20 protein-coding genes are annotated in these 17,121 nt (G+C 39.1%); 12 read left to right on the top strand and 8 right to left on the bottom strand.

Annotated elements, in window-relative coordinates; all coding sequences use genetic code 11:
• The first annotated feature begins 358 nt into the window (after nt 1-358).
• Both MTP24_RS07100 and MTP24_RS07095 read left to right on the top strand, forming a co-directional pair.
• Complete coding sequence (locus MTP24_RS07100) at nt 359-526, top strand: hypothetical protein (protein ID WP_008131463.1); 168 nt, start codon at nt 359-361, stop codon at nt 524-526.
• A gap of 125 nt (nt 527-651) precedes the next feature.
• Nucleotides 652-1,485, top strand: coding sequence for a transporter substrate-binding domain-containing protein (locus MTP24_RS07095; protein WP_243533422.1), 834 nt, complete (start codon nt 652-654; stop codon nt 1,483-1,485).
• Nucleotides 1,486-1,545: 60 nt separating this feature from the next.
• On the opposite strand, the gene MTP24_RS07090 is transcribed toward MTP24_RS07095, so the two are convergent.
• The 5 genes from MTP24_RS07090 to MTP24_RS07070 all read right to left on the bottom strand — a co-directional run bounded on the left by MTP24_RS07090 (nt 1,546) and on the right by MTP24_RS07070 (nt 5,135).
• A complete protein-coding gene (locus MTP24_RS07090; protein ID WP_203986922.1) occupies nt 1,546-2,124 on the bottom strand; it encodes a YceI family protein in 579 nt (192 codons plus the stop codon).
• Nucleotide 2,125: 1 nt separating this feature from the next.
• Complete coding sequence (locus MTP24_RS07085; RefSeq protein WP_203986919.1) at nt 2,126-2,677, bottom strand: cytochrome b; 552 nt, start codon at nt 2,675-2,677, stop codon at nt 2,126-2,128.
• A 155-nt stretch (nt 2,678-2,832) separates the two neighbouring features.
• The gene (locus MTP24_RS07080) at nt 2,833-3,657 is read right to left on the bottom strand and encodes a ScpA family protein (protein WP_243533420.1); all 825 of its coding nucleotides are present in this window, start codon (nt 3,655-3,657) and stop codon (nt 2,833-2,835) included.
• Between the two features lie 6 nt (nt 3,658-3,663).
• On the bottom strand, nt 3,664-4,284 hold the full coding sequence (locus MTP24_RS07075; protein ID WP_006792208.1) for an L-threonylcarbamoyladenylate synthase: 621 nt from the start codon (nt 4,282-4,284) through the stop codon (nt 3,664-3,666).
• A complete protein-coding gene (locus tag MTP24_RS07070) occupies nt 4,281-5,135 on the bottom strand; it encodes a PHP domain-containing protein (protein ID WP_138740002.1) in 855 nt (284 codons plus the stop codon). Before MTP24_RS07070 ends, MTP24_RS07075 begins: the two co-directional genes overlap by 4 nt.
• A 447-nt stretch (nt 5,136-5,582) precedes the next feature.
• Here MTP24_RS07070 and MTP24_RS07065 point away from each other — a divergent pair, with 447 nt between their 5' ends.
• The 6 genes from MTP24_RS07065 to trpA are packed head-to-tail and all read left to right on the top strand — an operon-like array spanning nt 5,583 to nt 12,169.
• Nucleotides 5,583-7,151 (top strand): anthranilate synthase component 1, encoded by a 1,569-nt coding sequence (locus MTP24_RS07065; RefSeq protein ID WP_243533418.1) that lies wholly within the window; start codon nt 5,583-5,585, stop codon nt 7,149-7,151.
• 1 nt (nt 7,152) lies between these two features.
• Nucleotides 7,153-7,755: an aminodeoxychorismate/anthranilate synthase component II gene (locus tag MTP24_RS07060; RefSeq protein ID WP_010557514.1), complete on the top strand. Its 603-nt coding sequence runs from the start codon at nt 7,153-7,155 to the stop codon at nt 7,753-7,755.
• 9 nt (nt 7,756-7,764) lie between these two features.
• Nucleotides 7,765-8,802, top strand: a complete 1,038-nt coding sequence (trpD, locus tag MTP24_RS07055; protein ID WP_243533416.1) for an anthranilate phosphoribosyltransferase — start codon at nt 7,765-7,767, stop codon at nt 8,800-8,802.
• The gene (trpCF, locus tag MTP24_RS07050) at nt 8,795-10,159 is read left to right on the top strand and encodes a bifunctional indole-3-glycerol-phosphate synthase TrpC/phosphoribosylanthranilate isomerase TrpF (RefSeq protein WP_243533414.1); all 1,365 of its coding nucleotides are present in this window, start codon (nt 8,795-8,797) and stop codon (nt 10,157-10,159) included. Before trpD ends, trpCF begins: the two co-directional genes overlap by 8 nt.
• 7 nt (nt 10,160-10,166) lie before the next feature.
• Nucleotides 10,167-11,351: a tryptophan synthase subunit beta gene (trpB, locus tag MTP24_RS07045; RefSeq protein WP_006792214.1), complete on the top strand. Its 1,185-nt coding sequence runs from the start codon at nt 10,167-10,169 to the stop codon at nt 11,349-11,351.
• Nucleotides 11,348-12,169: a tryptophan synthase subunit alpha gene (gene trpA, locus MTP24_RS07040; RefSeq protein WP_243533412.1), complete on the top strand. Its 822-nt coding sequence runs from the start codon at nt 11,348-11,350 to the stop codon at nt 12,167-12,169. Before trpB ends, trpA begins: the two co-directional genes overlap by 4 nt.
• A gap of 60 nt (nt 12,170-12,229) precedes the next feature.
• On the opposite strand, the gene MTP24_RS07035 is transcribed toward trpA, so the two are convergent.
• Nucleotides 12,230-12,808 carry a type 1 glutamine amidotransferase domain-containing protein gene (locus tag MTP24_RS07035; protein ID WP_243533410.1) on the bottom strand — a complete coding sequence of 193 codons (579 nt, stop codon included), beginning with the start codon at nt 12,806-12,808 and terminating at the stop codon, nt 12,230-12,232.
• Between the two features lie 208 nt (nt 12,809-13,016).
• Nucleotides 13,017-13,286, bottom strand: a complete 270-nt coding sequence (locus tag MTP24_RS07030; protein ID WP_006792217.1) for an HU family DNA-binding protein — start codon at nt 13,284-13,286, stop codon at nt 13,017-13,019.
• A gap of 171 nt (nt 13,287-13,457) precedes the next feature.
• Between MTP24_RS07030 and ispZ the strand changes: the two genes are divergently transcribed.
• On the top strand, nt 13,458-14,033 hold the full coding sequence (gene ispZ, locus MTP24_RS07025) for a septation protein IspZ (RefSeq protein WP_008127733.1): 576 nt from the start codon (nt 13,458-13,460) through the stop codon (nt 14,031-14,033).
• Nucleotides 14,034-14,094: 61 nt separating this feature from the next.
• Nucleotides 14,095-14,736 carry a CPBP family intramembrane glutamic endopeptidase gene (locus MTP24_RS07020; RefSeq protein WP_058429020.1) on the top strand — a complete coding sequence of 214 codons (642 nt, stop codon included), beginning with the start codon at nt 14,095-14,097 and terminating at the stop codon, nt 14,734-14,736.
• Between the two features lie 52 nt (nt 14,737-14,788).
• On the opposite strand, the gene MTP24_RS07015 is transcribed toward MTP24_RS07020, so the two are convergent.
• The gene (locus MTP24_RS07015) at nt 14,789-16,213 is read right to left on the bottom strand and encodes a sodium-dependent transporter (protein WP_006792220.1); all 1,425 of its coding nucleotides are present in this window, start codon (nt 16,211-16,213) and stop codon (nt 14,789-14,791) included.
• 189 nt (nt 16,214-16,402) lie between these two features.
• Between MTP24_RS07015 and MTP24_RS07010 the strand changes: the two genes are divergently transcribed.
• Together MTP24_RS07010 and MTP24_RS07005 are read left to right on the top strand one after the other, a co-directional pair.
• Entirely contained in the window at nt 16,403-16,705 is a 303-nt protein-coding gene (locus MTP24_RS07010) for a YciI family protein (RefSeq protein WP_243533408.1), read from the top strand.
• A 155-nt stretch (nt 16,706-16,860) separates the two neighbouring features.
• Nucleotides 16,861-17,121, top strand: a complete 261-nt coding sequence (locus tag MTP24_RS07005) for a PepSY domain-containing protein (RefSeq protein ID WP_010557520.1) — start codon at nt 16,861-16,863, stop codon at nt 17,119-17,121.

The raw sequence follows: 17,121 nt of genomic DNA, 5'->3' as shown, positions 1-17,121 counted from the left end.
TTGGTGTAAAAACAAAGTATTTAACCCAGTTGATAAAGTCTACACTACAAAAACTATACAAATAACTTGCGAGCATAATTTATTTAGGTTACATTCCCTCTCTGGTTTTAAGAAACCACTGCGGTTAACCTATTTACCCTGATCCAGTAAGCCCCGCACAACGTATATTTGAAAGCTAAGTTATTGTACGGCGAGTACCCCTTAAATAATACCGAGATGAATTTTACAATCATCGTAAAAGTGTCATAAAGATCGTCAACACTGTAATGAAGCTAAACACAACATCGTTAATTTATTGACTGCAACCTGCTATAAAAAATAGCGCAGAATAAATTACAAGAATAAAGTGAGTTTTATTATGTCTTATAAATATAACGGATCTATGATCCAAATAGCACATCCTGTGCAATCAATTTCAGTTAATAAACATCGTGTTATCTTTAGTGATACACAAGGTTTAAAAAACGCATTGTTTCAAAAAGCTAGCGATGCGCGTCAATTTGTTAAGTGGCTAAAAGTTAGCTAAGCAAAGCTATATCGCAATCCCATGCGCGATAACACGTAATATTATGCCAGCCTTGTTGTTGGCATTTTACTTTTTAATACTTAAGTGTTAAAACAATAATCCAATTACATTCGTTGGTTACTGCAATGTTACGTGTACTTTTCACTCTTTTATTTTGTTGCTCTCTAACTTCAGTTTGTCATGCTCAAACAATTAACTGGTTAACCAACGATTTTGCACCTTACTATATATTAAATGGTAAGTATCAGGGCCAAGGCCGCGACGAAACAATCATAAAATTACTCGAAGACCAACTACCTCATATCAAATTCAATCGTGTTGTGGTGCCTGCAAGTAAGCTAATTCAAACCCTTTCTGATAAAACAAATGACGCGTGCGTACTTTCTCTTTATAAAAACGAAAACAGAAAGCAACAAATGGTATTTACACAAGAAAGCTCTACTGTTGGTTTATCTCCCTCTGTTGCACTACATAAAAAGCTAGCAAATGCGCTATCGCTTAAAAACGACGCTGAGGTGTCTTTGTATGATTTACTACAAGAGAAAAAGCTAACATTAGGCGTGTCTTTGAGTCGCTCTTATGGGGAAGCTATCGATAGTATAATTAATTCAACGCCCGATGTTGACATTGTTATTCGCCCTACCCGAGATAGCTTAGCTAGTCTTACCTATATGCTTAACTTAAAACGCATTGATATTTTACTTGGCTACCCAAGTGAACATTTTTATTTAGCTAAATCTATGAACTTTCAAGATAACTTAACCCAAAGACCATTAACTGAAGCACCTGCGTTAAGTTATGGTTTTATAGGTTGCACTAAAACCGAGCAAGGGATTAAAAATATTGCTTTGCTAAACAAACACCTTAAAGTAATCAAACAAACTGATGGATACATAAATGCCTTATCAAAGTGGTTGCCCGAGCATTTAAAGCCATTGCTAAAAACAAGAATGAACTAAGCAAAAAAAACGCCACGTAATGTGGCGCTTTCAAAGTTAGTTGTATAATTACAACCCTGCTTATTTACGAATACCTTCAATAAATAACCCAATATCAACATGCGTCGACGCAGGTCCTAAATTATAGTTAATGCCATAGTCACTTAATTTAAGGCTTGTTTCGCCTTCAAATCCAACACGGTAACCACCCCACGGGTCTTGACCCTCACCTATTTTATCTATTTCAAAGGTAATACTTTTTGTCACACCATGTAATGTAAAATCACCAGTTACTTTGCCTGAATCATCGTTGTTAAAAGTAATTTTAGTACTTTTAAATGTAGCCGTTGGGTATTTATCAACATTTAAAAAATCTTTACCACGTAAGTGCTTATCTCGCTCTGCATGGTTAGAGTCAAGACTGGTTGTATCTATATTTACCATTATTTGTGAAGCATTAGGTTTTTCTGCATCATAATTGAATTCACCGTCAAACGTATTAAAACGTCCATGTAGCCAGCTGTAACCCAAATGTTTTATTTTAAAGTTCACAAAAGCATGTGCCCCTTTTGTATCAATAACATATTCAGCAGCATTTACAGCCGATGCTGATAAAACGAGAGCCGCCGATACAGCCGTATTTAGTAATAGTTTGTTCATATTAATCTTCCTTCAATGGGGTAATCATTCTTGTTAAAGTTTTATCTTTATCTATAAAATGGTGCTTTAGTGCACCCAATGCATGTAAAACAACAAAACCAATTAATATACATGCACCGTAGTAATGAACTTTTCCTGCTATATCAGCTTGATCATCAAAAACAAAGTCGAGAGCAGACACATTAAACAGGGTAAAAACTTCAATGGGCCTTCCATCTGCAGTTGAGATCAAATAACCAGCTACCACAATCACAGCTAATAAAATGTACATAGCTATGTGGGCAGTATGTGCTAGTTGATTGACTTTAGTATTTGTACCTAGCGGTTTTGGCTGTTTAGAAAAAACACGCCATAAAATTCTAAAAATCAAAATAGCTGCAAGCGTAATTCCAATGCTTTTATGTAAATCAAGAGAACCTTTGTACCAACTGTCATAGTAGGTAAGTTCAACCATGTATAAACCCAAACCAAATAAGCCAATAACGGTAAACGCCATCAACCAATGCAATATAATGGCAACGACCCCATATGAGAGTGGTGTGTTTTTAAACATAATTAATATCCTGTGTTTTGATAACGACAAGATATAGAAAAGAAGTGCACAGTAAAATAGCATGTGCAAACAGCTTGTGTGCGTATATGCACATAAATGGTTTACATAGGGGAGTTTAGTGGTTAAAGAGAGTGTTTCAGTTTTACTCGAAGCGGCTATTCAGTGAGGCTTACGTATATTAAGCTCTCTTCATTAACTTGCAGGCAAGTAATAAGCCCTTCCTTGATAAGCTCAAGTATAGCTATAAAGCTTACGACAACCCCGCTGCGCCCTTCTGATGCTTTAAACAGTTCGTTAAACACAATTGCACTCTTTGCTTTGGAAAGCTGTTGTAATATTTGGCTCATGCGCTCGCGGGTTGATAACACTTCTGCTGTTATTTGATGATGCTCAAAGGTTTTAGCTCTCGCCATAACTTCACTTAAGGCAAGCATTAAATCTTTGAGTTCTAATTCGGGTAGGTTTTTGCTTGTATCGTCGTTAATGGTCATTACCGCATGGGCAACGAAAATATCACGACCAACACGAGGAATATCATCCAAATTTTCAGCTGCTTTTTTAAACTGCTCGTATTCTTGTAGGCGTTTAATTAGTTCAGCACGAGGGTCTTCCTCTTCTTCGAGCTCTTCGTGAACAGGAAGAAGCAGCCGTGATTTTATTTGCGCTAACAATGCCGCCATGACTAAATACTCACCAGCTAGCTCTAATTGAAATTCGCTCATCATTTCAACATAGCTAACATATTGTTCTGTAATACTAAATATTGAAAGCTCAAGTACGTCAAGCTTATGTTTTTTTATTAAATAAAGAAGTAAATCAAGCGGCCCCTCAAAGGTTTCTAAAATAACTTCAAGTGCGTCGGGTGGAATATATAAGTCTTCAGGTTTATCAACAACGGCCTTTCCATGCAAAAAAGCCAGTGGCAGATTTTGCTGCACTGGCTCATCAATTACTGGTGGAAGTTTAGTCGTTGAAGCCACGTTTAATTACTCAAACGGGCTCACATCACCACAGCCAACACGCAGTATTTTTACATCGTCCTCGGACAAATCAATAACGGTTGTTGCCTGCTCTGGTAAGTATCCACCGTGAATAATTAGATCTACATGCTTATCAAGCCTATCTAAAATCTCGTCTGGGTCCGACTCTGTAAATTCTTGTCCGGGTAAGATAAGCGAACATGACATTAGCGGCTCGCCCAACTCGGCTAACAGTGCACATGCTATTGGGTGCTCAATAACACGTATGCCAATCGTTTTTTTCTTATCGTTTAATAAACGCTTAGGTACTTCCTTTGTGCCTTTAAAAATAAAGGTATAAGGTCCCGGCGTATTATTTTTAATCAGTCGGAATAATTGATTATCAACGCGTGCATAAGTAGATAACTCTGATAAATCACGACATACAAGTGTAAAATTGTCGTTTTTATCAATGCCACGAATACGCTCTATACGTTCTTTGGCTTGCTTATTACCAATATTACAGCCAATTGCATAGCCAGAGTCGGTAGGGTAAACAACAACACCACCTTGTTTTATTATATCAACAGCTTGAGTTATTAACCTTGCTTGTGGGTTATCTGGATGAATATGAAATAATTGACTCATGTTAATGCCCCTTCTTGTCCTTCCCAAACTTGCCAAACACCTTGGCAATCTTTAGGTAAGTATAAATTTTTACCAAGCTCTAAATAGCTTGTCGGAAAATGAAAATCTGAGCCTTGTGAACATAATAATTCGTACTCTCGGCTGAGTTCACCTAAAAATTGACGTTCACTAGGTGCTTGCTGAGGTTGCGCTACTTCCATTGCATCTCCCCCTGCATTTTTAAATTCAACTAACAGTCTACGCAACCACTTATTAGACATTCTGTAACTACTTGGATGGGCAAGCACTGCAACCCCTCCTGCTGCATGTATTGCTTTAATAGCGGTTTGCATATCACACCAACAGCTTGGTACGTACCCCGTTTTACCTCGCCCTAAATACTTTTTAAATATTCCAGGGAAATTTTTAGCGACTCCACGCTGCATTAATGCACGTGCAAAATGGGCACGTGTAATTTGTCCATTTACAGCAAGTTCTTTAGCTTGGTCGTAAATGCCTTCAAAGCCATTTTTTTCAAGGCGAAAGCCTATTTGTGTTGCCCGTTCCTCTCGCTTTTGCTGCTGTGCAGTTAATAAGGCATCGAGCTCTTCGTTATCAATATTTATGTTTAACCCGACAATGTGGATCTCAAAGCTTTCCCACTTTGTCGATATTTCTGTGCCTGTAATTAATGACAGCGGAAGATTCTCTGACTGAATAAATGATTGAGCCGGTTTAATAGCTGCCACAGTGTCATGATCGGTAATAGCAAACACATCAATATTTTTATCTACTGCACGGTTTAATAATTCTTCAACCGTTAAATGTCCGTCTGAATGTGTTGTGTGGCTATGTAAATCATATTTTATCAAAAGAAAACTGCTTAAAATTAAGGTTTGAAGGTATTTATGCAAGTATAACAAGTTTTTTCATTAAATTGTTTTAAATAAACACTTGACACAAAAGCACTAGATACGTTTTACTGTAGCCACTTTAAGACACATAAAGAATTAAAAACAATGAACAATTCAAACCTAAACACAATTTGGTGGTGGCACTCGTAATTATCGGGTGATGAATTGTCGTGTCTGACAAAATTTCAAAACCCGCAAACATGCGGGTTTTTTTATAACTAAATTTTAATAAATACATAATAAATTTGAGGCAGAAAACATGAATAACGGTATTACTCTTACACATCATTGGTGGTGGCGCCTGGTATAGCGGGACGGTAATGATCTGTTTGTAATTTAGATATCGTTATTCAAACCCCGCATTGCACAGCATTGCGGGGTTTAATTTTTTTGAGGGAATGAGGTTTGATTTTTAGTCATATAACAACTACGCCGGGTGAAGTAACGAGTATTACGCAAACCCGCGACTACATCAGTAGTCCACTTGCGCTGTACGCGGCACTTGATAAACCTAACTCACTGCTACTTGAATCGGCTGAAATTGATTCTAAAGACAGTGTAAAAAGTTTAATTTTAGTCGATTGCGCATTGCGCATTGTTTGCCAAGGCAAAACAGTCACGATTACAGCCCAGTCAAATAATGGCCACCAGCTGTTAAGTTACTTACAAGCTCATGTTAAAAACTGCAATGTAGAATTAAACGATACAACCCTAACCCTAAATTACTTGAGTACAAGTAACGAAATTGATGAAGCCAGTAAACTAGTAGCCGATAATGCATTTAGTGCCCTACGAACTTGTATTAACTCAATCAAAAGCACCACCGACAATCCATTTTCTCTATTTTTAGGTGGTGTATTTGCCTACGACATGGTTGCAAACTTTGAACAGTTAAGTGACGTTCCCGATGGCGAGAACAGCTGTCCTGATTATGTATTTTATTTAGCTGAAACATTAGTTGTAATAGACCACCAAAAACAGACCACCGAACTTATCGGTAACGTATTTAACGGCCCAGACGTACACGCAAACTGCTTTGAAGTAGGCAAACAGCTAGAGCAGTTAAATAGCCTTTGCGATAACGCAGCCCAATACAGCGCCCCATTAAACAAAGGCGAATGTGAGGTGAGCGTAGACATAAGCGACAGCACCTATTGCGAACAGGTTGTAAAACTTAAAAAGAACATTGTAGACGGTGATATTTTTCAGGTTGTTCCTTCTCGTACTTTCTCACTGCCTTGCCCTAATGCTTTACATGCGTATAGCCAATTAAAACAACAAAACCCAAGCCCTTATATGTTTTACATGCGCGATGAGGACTTTGCTTTATTTGGCGCATCACCCGAATCAGCCCTTAAATACGATATCAATAATCAACAGGTAGAAGTATACCCAATTGCAGGAACGCGCCCTCGTGGTAAATTTGCTAATGGGCAAATAAACCCCGATTTAGATAGCCGTATTGAGCTTGAACTTAGAAACGATCAAAAAGAACGTGCAGAACACCTAATGCTTGTTGACTTAGCCCGTAACGATGTAGCACGAATTAGTGTTTCAGGTACACGTCATGCCAAAGAGCTATTAAAAGTAGACCGTTATTCGCAAGTTATGCATTTAGTTTCACGTGTTGTTGGTACGTTAAAACCAGAACTTGATGCACTTCACGCTTACCAAGCATGCATGAACATGGGTACCTTAGTAGGCGCACCTAAAGTTCGCGCTGCAGAATTAGTTCGCCAAACAGAAGGAAAACGACGTGGCAGTTACGGTGGCGCAGTAGGTTATTTAACCGGTGACGGCGCAATGGACAGTTGTATTGTTATTCGCTCTGCCTTTGTTAAAAACAACATGGCTTATGTGCAAGCCGGTGCCGGGGTTGTATTTGACTCAGACCCACAATCTGAAGCTAACGAGACACGTGCTAAAGCTCAAGCGGTTATAACCGCCATAAAATCAACTTTCGAGGCGGTATAACATGGGTGCATCACAGCCAATCAAAATTTACTTTTTAGATAACTTTGACTCGTTTAGTTACAACTTGGTAGACGAACTAACTATGCTCGGTGGTGAGCTTGTTGTGTATAGAAATAACATAAGCGCCGATACTATTTTTAATAAAATGCGCCAAGAGCAAGGCCAAGTATTACTTGTACTTTCTCCAGGCCCAGGCACACCAAGCGATGCTGGTTGCCTCATGGATCTTATTGCGCTATGTAAGGGCCACTTTCCTATGCTGGGTATTTGTTTAGGTCAACAAGCGTTAACACAAAGTTATGGCGGAGTAATCGGACATGCGGGTGAAACCGTACATGGTAAGTCATCAATTATTGATCTAAGCACACACCCTGTGTTTGAAAATATGGGCGAGACAATGCCGGTGGCACGTTACCACTCATTAATGGCTACGCAAGTACCTGATAGCATAGAGGTAATAGCACAATACCAAGATATTCCTATGGCTATTTATCACCATGATGACGGTGCTCTGGGTTATCAGTTTCACCCTGAATCAATACTAACGCCCAACGGGGCTATGTTGCTGCAACAAAGTGTTGCTTACCTAACAAATAATAATTAAGAGGACGTTATGAGTACACATTTAACCAACGTACTTAATGTTCAACACGCAATTGAGCAACTTACGATTAAGCAATCACTCAGTTATAGCCAATCAAAAGCGCTATTTAATGAAATTATGCAAGGTAACATGAGCGATATTGAGCTAACAGCTTTGCTTATTAGTCTTAAAATGAAAGGGGAAGTGAGTGATGAAATAGCGGGAGCTGCGGCATCTATGCGTGAAAACGCAGTGGCTTTTAATACTACGTGCTCACAACTTGCAGATAGTTGTGGCACCGGTGGCGATGGGTCAAATACTATTAATATCAGCACCACTGCCGCTATTGTCGCAGCTGCAGCGGGTATTAACATGGTAAAACATGGCAACCGCAGTGTGTCGAGTAACTCAGGCTCTGCCGACTTACTCAAAGCGCTTGGTATTAATATAGATATGAGCCCAGATCAAGCAGCAAAATGCCTTGAGCAAACACACTTTACATTTTTGTTTGCACCTCATTATCACAGCGGTGTGCGCCATGCGATGGGTGTGCGTACTGCACTTAAAACACGAACTATTTTTAATATTCTAGGCCCCCTTGCTAACCCTGCGGCACCTGATGTGCAATTATTAGGCGTTTACGACGAGTCCCTATGTATGCCTATGGCGCAAACGCTTAAAACATTAGGCACACAACGCGCAATGATCGTACACGGTTCTGGCACTGACGAAATTGCCCTTCATGGGCCTACGCATGTTGTTGAATTAAACAATGGTGAAATAAGCCAGTACACGCTCAACCCAAGCGACTTCGGCCTTGCAAACTATTCACTTGAACAACTGGCAGGTGAAGGCCCACAATATAACGCTGATGCAAGCGTTGCTATTTTACAAGGCAAAGGCACTGATGCGCACAACGCCGCTATTGTGGTAAATGTTGCTGCTCTTTTATACCTAACAGGTAAAGCCGATTCACTTAAAGATGGCGCACAACAAGTACACTCACTTTTAAGTTCAGGCAAAGCCATGGACACATTAAATGCAATTATTGAGGTAAGTCATGGCTAATGTATTAGACAAAATTGTTGCTGATAAAAAGCAAGAATTAATTGAACGAAAAGCCGCTCGTCCGCTTGAAAGTTTTAAAGATCAAGCGGTGCCAACCAGCCGTGATTTTTATAAAGCATTAGCGGCACCCGGTACGCAATTTATTTTAGAATGTAAAAAAGCGTCCCCTTCTAAGGGATTAATAAGAGAACCTTTTGATTTAACTGAAATCACTGCAGCTTACAAAAAATATGCAAGCTGCATGAGCGTACTCACCGATACTAAATACTTTCAAGGTAGCTTTGACTACCTAGAGTTTGTTCGTAGCCAAGTTGATCAGCCACTTATTTGTAAAGACTTTTTCATAGATGAGTATCAGGTTTATATGGCCCGTATTTATGGTGGCGATGCTATCTTACTTATGCTTTCGGTACTTAATGATGAAGAATACACAACACTGCATAAGGTCGCTGATTCACTTAATATGGCGGTGCTAACCGAGGTAAGTAACGAAGAAGAAGTACACCGAGCACTTGACCTAAATGCTAAAATTATTGGTATTAATAACCGTGATTTACGTGACTTGAGTACCGATTTAGCTACCACTGAAAAACTACGTAAATTAATACCTGAAGATAAAATCGTTATTTCTGAGTCAGGTATCTATACCCATCAAGACGTTAAACGCTTAGCACCGCTGTGCGATGGCTTTTTAATTGGTAGCTCACTGATGGCCGAAGCTGATTTAGAACAAGCATGTCGCCGGGTTATTTTTGGTGAAAATAAAGTATGTGGACTTACTCGCAGCCAAGATGCGCAAGCTGCATATAATGCTGGTGCTGTATATGGCGGTTTAATTTTTCATCCTAAATCTCCACGTTGTGTTGATTTAGATTGCGCCCAAGCCATAACGCAATCAGCCCCCCTCAAGTTTGTGGGTGTTTTTGTTAATGAGTCAACAGAGAAAGTTGCTCACGCCGCAAGTGTGTTAAAATTAGCGGCAGTTCAATTACATGGCCAAGAAAGTGACGATTACATTAAAGCGTTGCGTACACAATTACCTAGCAATTGCGAAATTTGGAAAGCACAAGCAATTAAAGATGCGCTACCTACTCCTGTAAATGGCGTTGACCGGCACTTGTACGACACTCACAGTGATAAACAAGCTGGTGGAACAGGAAAAGTATTTGATTGGTCGCTTCTTCGCGATGCAACAACACCGTTTATGCTAGCTGGTGGCTTAAATCCAGACAATATTAAAGATGCGCTTTATCAAGGTGCCTTAGGCCTTGACTTAAATTCTGGGGTTGAAGACGCTCCGGGCAAAAAGTGCCAAAACAAATTACATCATGCTTTTACAAGTATCAGAAATTATTGAGGTTAAAATGCAAAATCCAGCTTATTTTGGCGAGTTTGGCGGTATGTTTGTACCCGAGTTACTTGTCCCTGCACTTAAGCAGTTAGAAAACGAATTTAACAAAGCGCAAAAAGATCCTGAGTTTCAGGCAGAACTCAGCAAATTATTAAACGAGTATGCGGGTCGCCCTACGCCTCTTACTTTAACGCGTAATTTAGTTAAAAACCCAAAGGTTAAACTTTACTTAAAGCGTGAAGATCTACTTCATGGTGGTGCACACAAAACAAACCAGGTGCTTGGCCAAGCGTTATTAACAAAACGTATGGGTAAAAAAGAAGTAATTGCTGAAACCGGCGCAGGTCAGCATGGTGTTGCTACTGCTTTAGCATGCGCACTTTTAGGTTTAAAATGCCGTATATACATGGGCGCGAAAGACGTTGAACGCCAACAACCTAATGTATTTAGAATGAAATTAATGGGCGCAGAAGTTATTCCTGTTACAGCGGGTTCTGGCACATTAAAAGATGCCGTAAACGAAGCGCTACGTGACTGGTCAGCTAACTACCAAGAAGCACACTACTTACTAGGAACTGCGGCGGGCCCTCACCCATTCCCAACAATTGTTCGCGAATACCAAAAAGTAATTGGTGAAGAAGCCAAGCAACAAGTGCTTGAAGCTGAAGGTCGCTTACCAGACGCCGTTATAGCTTGCGTGGGTGGTGGGTCAAATGCTATTGGTATGTTTACCGATTTTATTGACGAGCCTAGCGTAAAGCTAATTGGTGTTGAGCCAGCAGGTAAAGGCTTAGATACCCACGAACACGGCGCCACTATTTGTAAGGGTACTAAAGGTATACTACACGGTACATACACTTACATTATGCAAAACGATGATGGCCAAATTGAAGAATCATACTCTGTATCAGCGGGTCTAGATTACCCAGCGGTAGGCCCACAGCATGCATTTTTACATGAAACTGGCCGTGCACAATATGTAGGTATCAGTGACACTGAGGCACTTGACGCATTTCAGTCATTAGCTAAAAACGAAGGTATTATTCCCGCTCTGGAGTCAAGCCATGCTTTAGCCTACGCGCTAAAATATGCAGAAGAGCAGACGCAAGACAGTGTAATCGTAATTAATTTAAGTGGCCGTGGCGATAAAGATTTAGCACATGTACACAAAGTATTATCTGAAGGAGGCCAGCTATGAGCCAAGTTAAGACGGACCGTTATGGCGCTATGTTTACTGCACTTAATGAGAAAAATCAAGGTGCGTTTGTTCCCTTTGTGACTATTGGCGACCCAGGAAAAGAGCAGAGCATTGCTATCATTAAAAGCTTAATTGATGGTGGTGCTGACGGACTAGAGCTGGGTATTCCCTTTTCAGATCCAATAGCCGATGGCCCTGTTATCCAAGCCGCTAATATTCGTGCGCTTGATGTGAATATTAACACCCAAGATTGCTTTGACATCATTAAAGAAATTCGCGAATACAATGCAGATATTCCAATTGGTTTATTATTATATTCAAACTTAGTGTTTAAACGTGGCTTAGAAGCGTTTTACAAAGATGCAAAAGCCGTAGGGGTAGACTCTATTTTGGTAGCGGATGTTCCTTTGCATGAGTCTAAAATGTTTAGAAAGGCTGCAATGGACAATGGGGTTGACCCAATATTTATTGCAACACCTAATGCAGATGACGACACTCTTCGCCAGTGTGCTTCATATGGACGCGGTTATACTTATTTGCTTTCACGTGCAGGCGTAACAGGTACTGATACCAAAGCACAAATGCCCGCTGGTAATATTGTAAATAAATTAAAAGAGTATCATGCAGCCCCTGCTCTACTAGGCTTTGGTATTTCAACGCCAGACGATGTGAAATCAGCATTAAATGCAGGAGCAGCCGGTGCCATTTCAGGCTCTGCGGTGGTAAAGATTATTGAAGCCAATCTTGATGATTTAGATGCAATGACAGCACAACTAAAAGCGTTTGTTAGCAACATGAAAGCCGCTACAGAGCTTTAATTAAACTCAGGTTTAAACACATAAAAAGGGCATTTAAATGCCCTTTTTCATTATTAAAATTTAGTGTGCTTTATGCTTGCCTTCTAGCACTTCTTCAATAAATTTAGCGTTAAAAGCATCTAAATCTTCTGGACTGCGGCTGGTCACTAAACCTCTGTCTACACACACTTCTTCATTTACCCAGTTTGCGCCTGCATTCATTAAATCGCTTTTAATACTTGGGAAAGAAGTGATTGTGCGGTCACGTAACTTGTTAATTTCTGCCAACAACCATGGTGCATGACAAATTGCAGCAACTGGTTTGTTTTTTTCTGCACCAAAAAAGCTGTCTATAAAGGCTTTTGCGTGTTTGTCTTGACGAAGGCTGTCTGGATTAAATAACCCACCGGGTAACATTAATGCATCGTAATCAGCTGAGCTTGTATTGGTGACGAGTTTATCTACTGATACTTTTTCGCCCCATTTATCTTCATTCCACCCAGTTATTTGACCTTCTTTGATAGAGACGATCTCTATTTCTGCACCCGCATTTAATAATGCATCGCGAGGAGAAAACAATTCACTTTGTTCAAAACCGTCAGTGGCTAAAATGGCAATTTTTTTACCTTTTAGTGGTGTACGCGATTGTAATGTATTCATTTGGCTCTCCTTATAAATTAATTAAGTGTTTAACTCACTAAACAATAAGCAGAACGGATGCCAAATTTAAATCATTGAAAATTATATTAAATTTTAATTTATGATATAACCCCATGTAAATTATTTATAATTAATGAATAATCTACATGGCGTTTAAAACAGCGTTTCTCTAAATGGTACAAATAAAAAGGTAAGTAGAAGTGAAATATTAAAGGCGATCTTTAAGTGCTTTAGCTGGTTTAAAAACGGCCTTGTTAGCCCCCTCTATTTCGATTGTCTCACCCGTTTGTGGATTGCGCCCAGTGCGTGCCGGATAATAGCTAAGTGCAAACGTACCAAATCCATTAATTTGCACCTGATCACCTTCAGATAACGATTTAGTAATCACTTTTTGAATACTTGTAAGAGCAGCTTGTGAATCTTTTTTAGTGAGTTCACTGTGTTTTGCCATTTCGGCAATAAGTTGAGTTTTGTTCATATAAGGCTCCTAAATACACGTAAACAATGAATACGTTTAGCGTGGGAATATAATGATGAATAAATAAAGCCACGCAGGCTAAGGCTTACAGGGCTTTAAGTCAACCTTGTAGTTACCAAGTGTTATGTGGTAAAAACGCTGTAATTTATTTTTGTATAATTTAGGTAGTATATGCACGCATTAATTGAATACATTCCACTTATACTGTTTTTTGCAGTGTTTAAGCTTGTAGATATTTACTGGGCAACGGCTTTATTAATTGCAACATCGCTTATTCAAGTCATATTTAGCTATTACAAACATGGGAAAGTACCGACCCGCCAGTGGATCTTCTTTTCTATTGCCGCCGTGTTTGGCACCTTAACGCTTGTGTTTCATGATGAGCAATTTGTAAAGTGGAAAGCCACTATTATATACGCGGGTTTCAGCATTATGCTGCTTGTGAGTCGTTACATACTCAATAAAAACTTAGTAAAAAAGGCACTAACCGCTATTTTAGAAAACGCAAATGACACAGATAAAAAAATAACCGTGCCAGAGCCATTATGGGATAAATTAAACTTAATGTGGGTAGCTATTACCGCCGGTATTGCAGCACTTAACATATACATAGCGTATAACTTTTCACTCGACTTTTGGGTAAACTTTAAAGTCTTTGGCTTGATGGCTATTACATTTGTAAGCATTTTTGCCACAATTATTGCCCTTTATAAATACCTCCCTGATGATGACGAAGCTGTAAACTAGTTTTCGTCATAAAAATGTCGTCTTAGCTTGTTAGTTTATAAAAAAACAGCCTGAGACGACCTTGAACGCTAATCAATACCGCTGGTTTGAATTTACCCTCATATTTATTTTTTTACCGCTAGTAGGCTTTAGCTTACGCAGCCATTTAGCAAATTGGCTTTTTCCTGCGCTTATAATATTAATGAGCGTATGTTGCATGCTTTTGTTGAGCGACCCACACTTTAAACGCTTCAGGCTTACCAGCCTTGGACAGTTTTCTGCTGTAAAAAATCGTCTGTTTAGTTTCTTTTTATTAGGCGCCGTTTTCTCTGGTATGTTTTACGGGATCATCCATCAAGAAAACTGGTTTGCCCTCCCTCGTAATTCTTTTAATGATTGGCTGCTTTTGTTACTGCTATACCCCGTGTTGTCGGTTATCCCTCAAGAGCTAATATTCAGAACCTATTTTTTTCATCGTTATAAACACATTATGCCTAAAAAAAGTATGCGAATTATTGTAAGTGCCACTGTGTTTGCACTGGCTCATATAGTTTATGCAAATTTGATTGCGGTATGTTTAGCTTTTTTAGGTGGGTTGTTATTTTCGTATACTTACGCTCAAAGCCGCTCAACCTTTGTATGTGTTATTGAGCATAGCTTGTGGGGAATTTGGATGTTTACTCTAGGTATTGGGAGTTATCTAGACTCAGGTGCTTTAACCTAAATGTTAGGCACAAAAAAACCGCGGCAAGCGCGGCTTTTTTATACTTTACATTTTAAAAGCCAAATAACTTTAAACCAAAGAACTTGGTAGCAACCGTGTTTATAAATATCACAGCTAAAATAAATGGGATAAACGTTGAAAGAGAAAAGTTAACGTATTTCTCCATCATGCTGCCTTCGTAGCTAGGTGAACCTTGGCTTAGTTCCTGTGTTAAACGCGCTTTTTTCCATCGATACATTACAAACAAACACACCATTAAGCCATTAAGAGGTAAAATAGTGTCATAGAATACATCAACTACAATATCAAAAAAGCTCTTACTGGCACCGCCATAGCTGGTAAACGACGTTAAACTGTCAACCATACCAAACGACATAGTACATATAATTGTAAGCACGCCTGTGCTAAGCGTTAGTATACCTAAAGCTTTTTTACGACTAATACCTTTACGATCACTCAATGTTGCCGTTGGGACTTCTACAATTGAAACCAAAGACGTTATTGCTGCAAAAAATACAAGCAAAAAGAATGAAAAGGCGACAACTGAAGCCCCTACATAGCCAATATCGTTTTGTAATGCTAATAAAATTTTAGGTAAATAAACAAAAATCATTGATACAGACGAGTCTGATAACGACTCCGGGTTAGTATTTGGGTCAAAACTAAATATAGCGGGTAAAACCATAAGGCCGGCAACAAACGCGACTAGTGAGTCTGTAATAGCCACCATTTTTGCACTACTAACTATGTCGTCTTTCTTAGAAATATACGACGCATAGGTCATTAAAATACCCATACCTAGCGATAAAGAGAAGAACGCTTGACTCAATGCACCATTGAGTACGCTAGCACTCATTTTTGAAAAGTCAGGAATAACGTAATACTCAACGCCTGCCAATGCGTTATCTAGCGTTAAAACATACGCTACCAAAGCTAACAGCATTACCAACAATGCTGGCATTAATACTTTAGCCGCTTTTTCTATGCCCTGTTTTACACCGCCGAGTAAAATAAGGTTAACAATAACAACCACCACTGCCATATAAGCAAATACTGTGTAGCTGTTAATAAATGTCCCAAAATGGCTTGGATCGGCTAACGCATCTAAGTTACCCATGCCTGCCTGTATCAAGTAGCCAAAAATCCACACTGTAATTACCATATAAAAAACGGCAATCATAAATGGAGTTAAAACGGCTAAAAATCCTGCAAATTTCCATTTTTTATCGTTATTTGCTAAAAGTTTGTATGAACCGAGCGGATCTTTTTGAGCATTTCGGCCCATGGCCATTTCTGCCATCATCACGGGTAAACAAATAAACACGACAAATAGAGCATAAATTAATAAAAATGCGCCGCCACCATTTTTAGTAGCAGAAACGGGAAAACCCACTAAATTACCAATACCAACGGCAGAACCAGCTGCAGCCAGTATAAATCCGAGACGGGAGCTAAATCGCTCTCTATTATCGCTCATGTATAAAACCTTTTTATTATTTTGAGTATCTGAGCGACTCTACCAGTGTTATACAGCGGTTTTCAAGCAATTAGCGTTAAAAATAAAATCCAACTGTAAACCTAAGTGTATACGCTTTTAGTTAGCCAAATTTGAGCTCTGTGGTACTATTTGCATAATTAAATTTAACAACTTAAGTGAGAATCTATTATGTTGTACATGATTTACTCAACAGACGTTGAAAACAGCCTTGAATTACGAAAAGCTGCACGTCCAGCGCACTTAGAACGCTTAAAAGAGCTTGATGCACAAAACAGGCTACTTACCGCCGGCCCTTTCCCTGCGGTTGATAATGAAGACCCTCAAAATGCCGGTTTTACTGGCTCAGTTATTATTGCAGAGTTTGATTCGCTAGAAGCTGCGCGTGAATGGGCAACTAATGATCCTTACGTTTCAGGTGGCGTATACGTAAATACAATTGTTAAACCATTCAAAAAAGTGTTTCCAGTATAAATAACAGCGTGTTGTTACAAGCCAACCTGTAATTCAGGATTTGTTCACACGTTTTTAATTAAAATTATTAATGTAATTACGGATTTAACGTTTTTACTTGAATTTTAGTAACTTAGTTAATTAAACTAAGGTTATCTGGTCTAGGAGTTTCTGTTATGCGCGTATTGTTAAGCCTTATTTTTATTGCTTGTGTTAGCTTTGCTAGCAATAGCCAAGCTTCGGCTACGCCCACTAAAAAGGTAAATCAACCGGTGGATAAAAAGAAAGCGGTAATACTTGCAAAACAAAGCATTGGCGGTAAAACGCTAAAGATAACTGAAAAACCAGAGTTTTATACCGTACGAATACTCAAATCTGACGGCCACGTCGTTGATTTACATATTAATAAAAAAACCGGCGAAGTGAAAAAGGATTAA

This window comes from Pseudoalteromonas sp. APM04, assembly GCF_022809815.1.
Taxonomy (GTDB): Bacteria; Pseudomonadota; Gammaproteobacteria; order Enterobacterales; family Alteromonadaceae; genus Pseudoalteromonas; species Pseudoalteromonas marina.
The sequence above is the reverse complement of the archived record's forward strand: the minus strand, read 5'-3'. Positions and strand labels throughout refer to the sequence as shown.

Excerpts from the sequence above, each read along its gene's own strand:
- MTP24_RS07100 (WP_008131463.1), top strand. The coding sequence starts at position 359 with ATGTCTTATAAATATAACGGATCTATGATCCAAATAGCACATCCTGTG.
- MTP24_RS07095 (WP_243533422.1), top strand. The coding sequence starts at position 652 with ATGTTACGTGTACTTTTCACTCTTTTATTTTGTTGCTCTCTAACTTCA.
- MTP24_RS07090 (WP_203986922.1), bottom strand. The coding sequence starts at position 2,124 with ATGAACAAACTATTACTAAATACGGCTGTATCGGCGGCTCTCGTTTTA.
- MTP24_RS07085 (WP_203986919.1), bottom strand. The coding sequence starts at position 2,677 with ATGTTTAAAAACACACCACTCTCATATGGGGTCGTTGCCATTATATTG.
- MTP24_RS07075 (WP_006792208.1), bottom strand. The coding sequence starts at position 4,284 with ATGAGTCAATTATTTCATATTCATCCAGATAACCCACAAGCAAGGTTA.
- MTP24_RS07060 (WP_010557514.1), top strand. The coding sequence starts at position 7,153 with ATGGGTGCATCACAGCCAATCAAAATTTACTTTTTAGATAACTTTGAC.
- trpD (WP_243533416.1), top strand. The coding sequence starts at position 7,765 with ATGAGTACACATTTAACCAACGTACTTAATGTTCAACACGCAATTGAG.
- trpCF (WP_243533414.1), top strand. The coding sequence starts at position 8,795 with ATGGCTAATGTATTAGACAAAATTGTTGCTGATAAAAAGCAAGAATTA.
- trpB (WP_006792214.1), top strand. The coding sequence starts at position 10,167 with ATGCAAAATCCAGCTTATTTTGGCGAGTTTGGCGGTATGTTTGTACCC.
- trpA (WP_243533412.1), top strand. The coding sequence starts at position 11,348 with ATGAGCCAAGTTAAGACGGACCGTTATGGCGCTATGTTTACTGCACTT.
- MTP24_RS07035 (WP_243533410.1), bottom strand. The coding sequence starts at position 12,808 with ATGAATACATTACAATCGCGTACACCACTAAAAGGTAAAAAAATTGCC.
- MTP24_RS07030 (WP_006792217.1), bottom strand. The coding sequence starts at position 13,286 with ATGAACAAAACTCAACTTATTGCCGAAATGGCAAAACACAGTGAACTC.
- ispZ (WP_008127733.1), top strand. The coding sequence starts at position 13,458 with ATGCACGCATTAATTGAATACATTCCACTTATACTGTTTTTTGCAGTG.
- MTP24_RS07015 (WP_006792220.1), bottom strand. The coding sequence starts at position 16,213 with ATGAGCGATAATAGAGAGCGATTTAGCTCCCGTCTCGGATTTATACTG.
- MTP24_RS07010 (WP_243533408.1), top strand. The coding sequence starts at position 16,403 with ATGTTGTACATGATTTACTCAACAGACGTTGAAAACAGCCTTGAATTA.
- MTP24_RS07005 (WP_010557520.1), top strand. The coding sequence starts at position 16,861 with ATGCGCGTATTGTTAAGCCTTATTTTTATTGCTTGTGTTAGCTTTGCT.